The organism is Vibrio sp. 10N.222.52.B12 (assembly GCF_002875385.1).
Classification (GTDB): domain Bacteria; phylum Pseudomonadota; class Gammaproteobacteria; order Enterobacterales; family Vibrionaceae; genus Vibrio; species Vibrio jasicida.
In genome coordinates this window covers 83,266-91,961 of sequence record NZ_MDAW01000149.1, presented here as the reverse complement: position 1 = coordinate 91,961, position 8,696 = coordinate 83,266, and the positions used below count along the sequence as shown (strand labels likewise).

Here is an 8,696-nt window from a genome sequence, read left to right as displayed (position 1 = left end):
GGAATTACGCAACAAAGCCGTGCAAGAGAACACTTTATTGCAACTGAAGGTCAAAAACGTTGATGCTAAAACAATACTTACTGATGAGGGCATTGTCGTATTGAAAGGCTCTCAAGCGCTAACAACTGCACAGGCTAGTTTATTTAAAGACTATACGAAGTTGGGTACTAACCTAGAATAAAAAGGTGTGCTAGCGCCATCTGGAGATCATCTGGTTGCGGCTGAAGACATTCTGTTTACGAGTGCCTCGCAAGCCGCAGCCGTCCTACTTGGCTATCCTTGCAGCAGTCCTGATTACTAGAAAAACTCTTCAGGTAAATCATTGAAACAGATTGAAGCTGAATTAGTTTAAGTGAACGCTGCGATGACTCTCTGTTTAAATTGGCCTAACCTCAGCTCATCCAATGCTAAAGTAGGCTCAACATTATTTGGGTTAATGATATCTGAAGCTTTTCCCCAACTAAGTAAGCTTGGTTGAGAGCGATTAGATTGAACGCTTTCCGATACAGTGCTTATTGGTAGGCATTGTGAATCTACAGCATTCGGCACATTATTCTCTTGTTTAATGTACATGCAGCTATCAGGAATATCCTGCTCAATTCTTTCAGCAAACCCAATCAAACTTTCTTCAGCAAATGTATACAACCATGCTTCTTGGTTGGGTGAATCATTAACTCTCAATATTCTCCCAAGGACCTGTCTAAAATAGAGTTCCGTTTTAACCGAACTCATATGACAACAAACCTGTAGCCGAGGGATATCCGTGCCTTCACTTATCATTCCAACACTGACTATCCATTGAACGTTCGAGTGACGAAAAGACTCAATTTCATTTAACGGATTATCATGATGATAAGTCACGATGCATGCTGATTGATTAAAGTGCTCGACAAGCCGCTTTTGAATATGTTTAGCGTGCTTGATAGAAGCGGCGACGACTAAACCTCCTGCATTTGGCGACTGCTGTCTGATCTGCGCCAGCTTTTGGCAGCCATTACTCAATATGTAGTTAATCGCATCGTCATTGTGGATGACTCTTTGGTATGAAACATCAGATTGTTTAAGACATTCCCAAATGGAGGCAAAATGCTGATTACTACTGCCAGTCTGGATACTCAGATGTTCATTATCTATTAAAACGATTTTAGGACGGCGGCACACCTTATCAACAACAGCCTGTTGTAAACCATATTGATAATCACAAATAAGCATACCTTCCAGGTCCGAATACTCGGCCATAACTATAGGTAATCGATCAGAGCGCCAAGGAGTACCCGATAGAGCTAGAGTATAACGAGCAAAGCCTTGAATCTTGGTGACAATTTCTAGACCCCATGAATTTGATCGCCCTTCATCATCAAACGAACAATGATGGATCTCATCAAATACCACTAGTACCCGATATTTACTGACGGTATTCCAGAAGTTTTCATCCAAAAAACGGATGGATTGATAGGTGTAAGAGCCCCCAAGAGAACCCAAACCTCCATTAAAAGAACATTCGATCTTCCATGAAAAGGTCTTTTGCATCCCTTCAGCAACAGTCAGAGAGGGAGAGAAACACAGCACTAAGTCAATCATACCTTCTTGAAAAAGACGCTTAGCAACCTCTGCTGCCATGACCGTTTTACCCGCACCGGGGGTAGCTTGACAGAAAAAATGTGGTCGTCGATTTGATGAAAACTTATTGATAGCCTGATCTACACATTCAGCTTGCCATGTTCTCAACATTTTTGGGTATTACCTTGCACCACTTGCATCCAGTTCGTCAACGCATTAATTCTGCCTAATAGCTTGGCTGAGCGTTCTCTTGCCGAATTAAATAGTGGTTGTATCTCTTGCTTGTTGTTTGGAAAGCGCATCAGTAATGATTGATACTCTTCTATTTCTCCCAGGGTTATCGCTAACTCACCTTCATGCAGCTTCTTCTCTTGCGACAATGTATTTAGGGAAGAATCGAGAATTTGACCAGTCACTGGTTCCTCAGTGACCTTTCTTTTTCTGGGCATTCTAGGCTCAATAGTGAGCGCTTTGAAGTCATTGGTTTGGTGGTAACGCTTGTCCCTGCGAGTCCCAGTTACAGAAAGCCAGCCTTTCTCCTCAAATGATAAAAGTTGCTTATAAACATACTTTCGAGCATCGTCACTGCTCAGAAAGGTTGAAGTACCGTTTAACAAAGCATCCCTAGCTTCTATAACAGAAAAATTATCCATCCCTTTTTCAATCAATAGGTTAAACATATCAAGGTTAATTCTGGTTACTTTCTTCATGTGACTCTTGCATTCAATAAAAACTTAGGATTACTAAGTATACAAAAATCAGTAAAACTTAGACAATCTAAGTTATCTAAAGGTTGAAAAGAAATGAGTAAGTGCAGAAAGACAACCCAATCCCAGCGAGGCTCAAAGCTGCGCGTAAAAAAGCCAAAATCACCCAAAAAGATTTAGGGGTGAAAATTGGTATGGAACCAAGTTCTGCTAGTGGTCGAATGAACCATTACGAGAAAGGTAGGCACGTACCAGATATTGGTACACTTGAGCGTATGGCTGAAGAGTTAGATGTGCCACTAAACTATTTTTTCTGTAGAAGCGAATTGAGCGCTGAATTGGCATGCGCAATTGATAAGATGAGTGATGAAGAGAAGTCAGCGTTGCTGAAGAGTCTGAAGAGCGAGAGGTAATATTAAGCTTTAAGTCCATTTTTGGTCAATAACATGCTCAACGGAATTGCATCCGTAAAACGTGGAGCAAGTATTTTATCTTCTGAAGCGATGGCATGTAGGTTGTAAGACGAACCAGAGTCAATTTGATGAAGACGAAGCTCATCTACAGGACAATTAAAGGGGTTGTCCAAGTAGGGAAACTTAAATGAAAAGGTGCGCGACAATATCGCTTTGTCTATTGTATCGACGCTCTCATTGAAACTCATAAGTAGTGCATCTTTCAAGAAGTGCTTTAACGCTCGGCACTCCCCTCTACACATAACAAACAAAGGATATAACACTTCATTTTTTGTAAGCACTGGCGTTTCATCAAAACCCATTCTCGCACTCAACCCTGCGACAAATTTCGCGAAGTGCTTTTTTTGCTCCAAGTCAAAGCCATAAGTTGCCACTTCACTCGAATGGTTGGTAGCTTTCAACAGCTTAAAATAATGAATCTTTCGTCTCCAACTCAATCGCGAATTCCATTGTGGCTCTGTCGCTATGACATCAGCATATGGCATACCAACCAGCACAAACGAGACTTTTGCTTCTTCACTTATATATTTGAATGTATTCGCAATAGTTTGCCTTTCTTCTGCTGTAGAAAACTCCACAAGCTCTTGAATTTCATTGACGATAATCAGCTCAACAGATTTACGTTTAAGTTGCTTTACAACAGCCTCTCCAAGAGCAATTTCATTACGTCGTCGAGTACCTCTTCCGCCCGACTTTCCATCTAAATCGACTAAAAACTGTGTGAGCGTATTCTGTTCATTTATGCGGCTCGGCACTCTAGTGCTAAGAACTGGTTGTTTGCTCCAAGTTGAACTCGACGGAAAGCGAGATAGGTAATTATTAATCAAAGCCGTCTTTCCACTTCCGGCCTCTCCAGTTAACAAGAAAGACTCTGGTTCACCACCAAGAGAGTGATTAAAACGAAGTTGATCAAAAATAGAGTATATTTCAGTTATTGCAGGGTATTCGATAAAGCAGGTTTCAAAAGATCTTAGCTGCTCAAACTGACTAGACGTTAAGTTCAAATTAATATCCCTCAATATCTTCAAAATCATCATCAGATAATTGCCCTGAGACATCGAACACTACCGCATTTTCTTGTTTAACTGGGATAGTATTGATTGAGCTTGGTCCGTCTGACCCCACATCATTAAACTTTGCTAATTTCGAAGTATTGCCCGTTTTAGGCAAGCTAGCCTTATTACTTTTTGCATTGCGGAATCTATCAGTTTCTTCCTGAATACGATTTTTCATATATAAAAATGTATCTGCAAGCGACTCATCATCAGCAAGTTGTCTAATGTTAAGCCTGCGTACTCTCTGTATGCGTTCATGCTCAAAAAGCGACAGCCCGTTTGTATATCCGCTGTTGTCTACCGCTGGAACTTTTATGTACCTCTTTTCCGATTCTAGATAAACATGAATATAGCTGATATCAGAAGGGTTTGTTTTGGTCTTAACAAACAGCTTTTTGCCGTTGTTGGACGCCCAATATTTACGGTATTCAATAAGTTCTGAGGACTGATAGCGTAGGTTATGAAGCCTGCCCCCTGCCACTCCAATGGTTCTGTGTCTAAGCAAACCTAGCTCAACTCTCAACTGCTCCTTCTCAGCACCAGTGTAGTAAGAGGGAGTCCATTCCGATTGATTCCACTTGTGGTATGGAATGTCACGTTCTCTTGAATCAGGTGCCATATGGTAATAGTCGACAATCCACTTATGAAGTAGCTCAAGAAACACGGAAACTCTAACCACCGCATCTTTTTTAGGATTGTAATCTTGAAGTTGAGTAGGATTGGTGAACGTTTTTCCAGGCAATGCGTTCACTAACCCTTTGTTCATCTGATCAAACAGCTTTTCTATCCCAGACTTTCGCCAAGGCTTAGCTGCTTGACTATATTGGATGTCAGACACTAAAGGCCGTAACGAATCTTCCAAGCTTTGACTCCAAAATTCGGCACCATTATCGACAACTAAACAGTCAATCTTACCGTGGCAAGGCCATTCATTATCAATACATGGATATCTTTGCTTTACCCAACTCTTATCTAGTAGCGAGTTCAATAGCGCCTTTCTGACAGAGTCAAAACTAGGTTCTCTAAAGTTGATGATACATTTACTGAAACGGTCATACAGCATCGTGAGATAAGGCCGCCCCAAAGGAATATCTAGCTCATCATCAATTAGAATAACTGGAACTGGGGTATGATCAATTTCGACATATTCCATTGGTTTGGTCGCAACGACTTGCTGACCAACCGAGCGAAACTCTCGGTCTGCATATCGTTTACCAAACCGTGCAATCGCTACTTCATAAGGAGGTAAATCATGTACTCGATTGTAAAAAGAACGTTCGGCAATTGGTTTGATTTTCCCTTCGACAATCTCGCGATTTATTTGAATCACACGACTCTTATAGTATCGGTATGCTTCTGCAACGCTAAGTCGTTCACGTGTCAGGTATACGTTCTGAATTGCCTCGTCAATCAAGGATTGCGAATCCATTTCTTTTTGGCGATTGCCCTTAAACGTATGCTTCGGAATAAGTGCACATGGGTCTTTACCCGCTTCAAAATAATATTTTTTCCAAGTTGCTAAAGTTCGCCAACTCGGGGGAGTGAGCTGTAATTCTGGTTCAATGAGACTTAAAATAGGGTTCAAGTTTTTCTCGGTCCATCCACCTTTTAAACGCTTCTCCACGAAATCGATGATTTTAATACGACGGATAACTTCTTGCTGTACCTTCGGTGATTGAGAATCAATAGTTGAAGAGATTTCAATAGGTTCTTGAATTAGCTCTATTGGAAGCGAATGAGACTCTCCCTCTGAAGCTTCAAACTCATCAAAGAATCCAAATATGTTGTTAGAGTCCGATGACATAGTTAACACCAAACGTAAGTTTCGAGGCCAAAGCCAATATTATTGAGGTCTGTTTTAACTTGTCCCGAAGAGATCCAAGGTAGAGTAGAGATAAGTGTGTCCTGCTCCGATAAACCGAAAAACAAAGACACTTCTTGTAACTTCACCATTTGTTTACGTTGGATAAACGCCAACACTAACTTTTGAAACTCAGTCACGGTTCGCAATCCGGAGTAACGGTGTAGTAGCTTAAAGTTATCTAAAGTTGGTCCCATTCTAATTTGCTTCTCAGTAACTAAAACTAAGCGTCTGTTAAAGTCATTCAATGCAACTCTTTGTTTCTCTTTGAATCGGTCCCTGAAGTCAGGTTTGAGAATCTGGCTAGAGTGTTTTACTTCGAAGAAAGTTGAATGGTCATCGTGATCTGTCGCCAAAAAGTCGGGGGTATATCGACACTTGCGATTATTGAATTGATAGTGGAAACCAAAAGGTTGGGAGATGAAGCTTTTGATGTCTACGTTGTATTCAAGGTGAAAACAGAAATCAAATTCTAAAATGGACAGAGTGCGAACAACTGCATCATTCTTCAAGCTCATGAACTTACAGATGTTGTGTACGTGGGATGACTTTTTGGTCTGGTCGAACATAGCAAAATGACTTTTTTTGTAAACCTACAACAAAAAAATAGACTATGAAGACTTATGGTGCAAATATGAAGAAAGCCTGCAATTTATGCGAACATATATTGCAGGCTTCATAAAGGGTGGGACCCCAGCCACATCCCGGCACACAAGTCACCCGCTGCGGCTGCTTCCTTCCGGACCTGACCGAGTTCACGAGCTATTGTTGCGAGAGGACCAGGGCCCCATAATTCTGTTTTGAGAGCGTGTCTCAAATGATGTGAGGATTATTCAGTATCGCCTCTCAGATTGCAAGGGCTAAAGCGACGAATTTAACCATTTCACTTCTGTTTGCACAAAACTCGGTCAATTCAGCCTATTAGGTCCCCGCCGGACAGGAATTTCCGTCACAACAATCACGCGACGCCTGCTTACTGGAGTACATGTTCTCATCAGCCAAATGCATGGCTTGCTCCAGACTCACGCTACGCTCACGTTTAGCTGAAACCCCGACAGAGATAGTCACTTCACTCAGTCCATTTAAAGCTTCATCTTTGACATCCAACTGACTGAGCTCCTCCATTGCTCTTTGCAATTGAACTTCGGTTGGGTATCCGAGCAAAATAAATTCATCCCCTCCGATTCGGTAGCTCCTACCCGCCCATACTCGATGTACTTTGAGAGACAGCAATTGCAGTACGCGATCACCAGCTCGGTGTCCGTAGGTATCGTTGATTTGCTTAAACTGATTAATGTCCAGATAAAGAATCGCTAAGTCTTTTGGTACTCCTTGGCGGTACTTCACATGCAGAGCGCGACGATTTCTCAATCCGGTTAAGTTATCGGTATTAGACTGACGATATAAATACAATGTCACCCCAAGTACAAACACCAACACAAAGATAAACACTGCTTGAGTTTGCGTGGCCAAACGTACTTCGTATTCCAATGCAGTTCGCCAATCAGGCCTTAAATCGTATTGCGCGACAATTTTCTCAAGATCGAGCATAGAAATCGCGCGACTGAAATACGGCGCAAGAATTGCTCCGCGCTCGTTCGCCGCCAGCCCAACCGACAGCTCTGATTGGTAGAATTCACCAATCGCATCATCTTGCTCAATGGGGATAAGTTCGCTCAAGCGTAAGAAGTGGTTGAGCATCGCGGTATCCATTGCGATGTAATCAATCTCTCTTGCTAGCAGTGCTTCGAGCATCGCTTGCTGTGAATCAAAACGATTAAGCTCTTTTAACGGCAACATTTGCGTCAAAATTTGATCGAAGAAATCGTCTTTCACTACGCCAATACGTTCGGAGATCAACTGAGAGACATGAGAATAAACGTTGGGTTTGTAGCCAAGACGCTTAACCATCACGGACGTCGGAGAGTAATGAGGCTGCGGGAAATAACTGAATGCTCGTCTTTCTCGGCTGATCGTCAATGGAGCAAGCATATCAAACTCCCCCCGAATAAATTGATGATACATGGATTCCCAACTTTCACTTGGCTGACCAACAATCACGCAATTTAGATCCAGAATATCGCAGCTCCTAAGCACAACATCTGCCGTCATACCCTCTACCGAGCCATCCTCGTTATAGACAACGTAGGGAAAAATAGACTCCAGTTTGATCCTAAACGGCTCATTTAAATCGATAGGAAGCTGTTTTAACGACTCTCGTAACGCGGTCTGACGCAATTCAAATTGGTACAGTGCTACTTGCTCTCGTAATAGCTTTTGCACCGATTCGCTATGAATGAAATCAGCAAAGCGATCAAGCTCGTCCAGATGGGTGCCTTTCGCACTTACGATTGATACCGGCTTTATTGATATGTGATCGTTGAGCAATTTGGCATCAAAGCCTTCAAGCAACATAGGCTTGAGTTGGTTGATGGCATCAACAACGCCATCAACTCGATTTGCTCGTAGCAGCGTCAACGCTTCTTCATACCCTTGATAGGGAACCTGAATGACTTCGGGATAGTTTTGTTTGATCAGGTCTTGATAAATAGTGTCTTGGGGAACACCAACAACAGCGGTGTCTTTTAAACTAGTATCACTTACCCCATAGAGGTAAGTGTATTCAATATTGGTCGGACGCGAATAGCTAAACCGCGCTGCTCTCTCATCGGTGTAGGTAATGTTGGCGGCGAAATCACTTTCACCTGTCGCTACCGAATCAAGAATGGCATCGAAACTGGAGTAGTTTACGTATTGGATCGAGACATCAAAGTTTTCTGCTACTGCATCAAACAGGACTCGAGTAACGACATCATCTGCTTCTGTCGCAACTTTATAATAAGAGGGTGTTACGGGCTCTGCTTTGAGACTCAGGCTCAGTAAAAAACAAGCAAAAACCAACAGCCTTTGAACAACTTTAACCATGACTAACGTTTCTAAAATGCCTCTATATCCATAGAGATTAAGATTGAATTTTTATTTTTAAATACACAATAAATATGAAAGGCCGAACATATAACATCCGGCCTATTATTTCATA

Annotated in this window: 7 protein-coding genes, 1 other RNA gene and 1 pseudogene; 2 read left to right on the top strand and 7 right to left on the bottom strand. The window is 42.0% G+C overall.

Annotated features, from left to right (window positions below):
* A pseudogene (locus tag BCT11_RS28475) lies at nucleotides 1-181 on the top strand (hypothetical protein); the annotation flags it as partial.
* 167 nt (nucleotides 182-348) lie between these two features.
* Here BCT11_RS28475 and BCT11_RS23160 read toward each other — a convergent pair.
* Nucleotides 349-1,731 (bottom strand): DEAD/DEAH box helicase family protein, encoded by a 1,383-nt coding sequence (locus BCT11_RS23160; protein WP_102389380.1) that lies wholly within the window; start codon nucleotides 1,729-1,731, stop codon nucleotides 349-351.
* Entirely contained in the window at nucleotides 1,725-2,270 is a 546-nt protein-coding gene (locus tag BCT11_RS23155) for a hypothetical protein (protein WP_102389379.1), read from the bottom strand. Before BCT11_RS23155 ends, BCT11_RS23160 begins: the two co-directional genes overlap by 7 nt.
* Before the next feature lie 101 nt (nucleotides 2,271-2,371).
* Here BCT11_RS23155 and BCT11_RS23150 point away from each other — a divergent pair, with 101 nt between their 5' ends.
* Nucleotides 2,372-2,680 carry a helix-turn-helix transcriptional regulator gene (locus tag BCT11_RS23150; protein WP_102389378.1) on the top strand — a complete coding sequence of 103 codons (309 nt, stop codon included), beginning with the start codon at nucleotides 2,372-2,374 and terminating at the stop codon, nucleotides 2,678-2,680.
* 2 nt (nucleotides 2,681-2,682) lie between these two features.
* Here BCT11_RS23150 and BCT11_RS23145 read toward each other — a convergent pair whose 3' ends face one another.
* The 5 genes from BCT11_RS23145 to BCT11_RS23125 form a co-directional block, all read right to left on the bottom strand.
* Nucleotides 2,683-3,777, bottom strand: a complete 1,095-nt coding sequence (locus BCT11_RS23145; RefSeq protein WP_198593992.1) for a TniB family NTP-binding protein — start codon at nucleotides 3,775-3,777, stop codon at nucleotides 2,683-2,685.
* Entirely contained in the window at nucleotides 3,746-5,599 is a 1,854-nt protein-coding gene (locus BCT11_RS23140) for a Mu transposase C-terminal domain-containing protein (RefSeq protein WP_102389377.1), read from the bottom strand. Before BCT11_RS23140 ends, BCT11_RS23145 begins: the two co-directional genes overlap by 32 nt.
* Nucleotides 5,600-5,601: 2 nt before the next feature.
* Nucleotides 5,602-6,225, bottom strand: coding sequence for a TnsA endonuclease N-terminal domain-containing protein (locus BCT11_RS23135; RefSeq protein ID WP_102389376.1), 624 nt, complete (start codon nucleotides 6,223-6,225; stop codon nucleotides 5,602-5,604).
* Between the two features lie 119 nt (nucleotides 6,226-6,344).
* Nucleotides 6,345-6,441: signal recognition particle sRNA small type (ffs, locus tag BCT11_RS23130), an RNA gene on the bottom strand.
* Nucleotides 6,442-6,577: 136 nt separating this feature from the next.
* Nucleotides 6,578-8,581: a GGDEF domain-containing protein gene (locus tag BCT11_RS23125; RefSeq protein WP_045492848.1), complete on the bottom strand. Its 2,004-nt coding sequence runs from the start codon at nucleotides 8,579-8,581 to the stop codon at nucleotides 6,578-6,580.
* Nucleotides 8,582-8,696 lie beyond the last annotated feature (115 nt).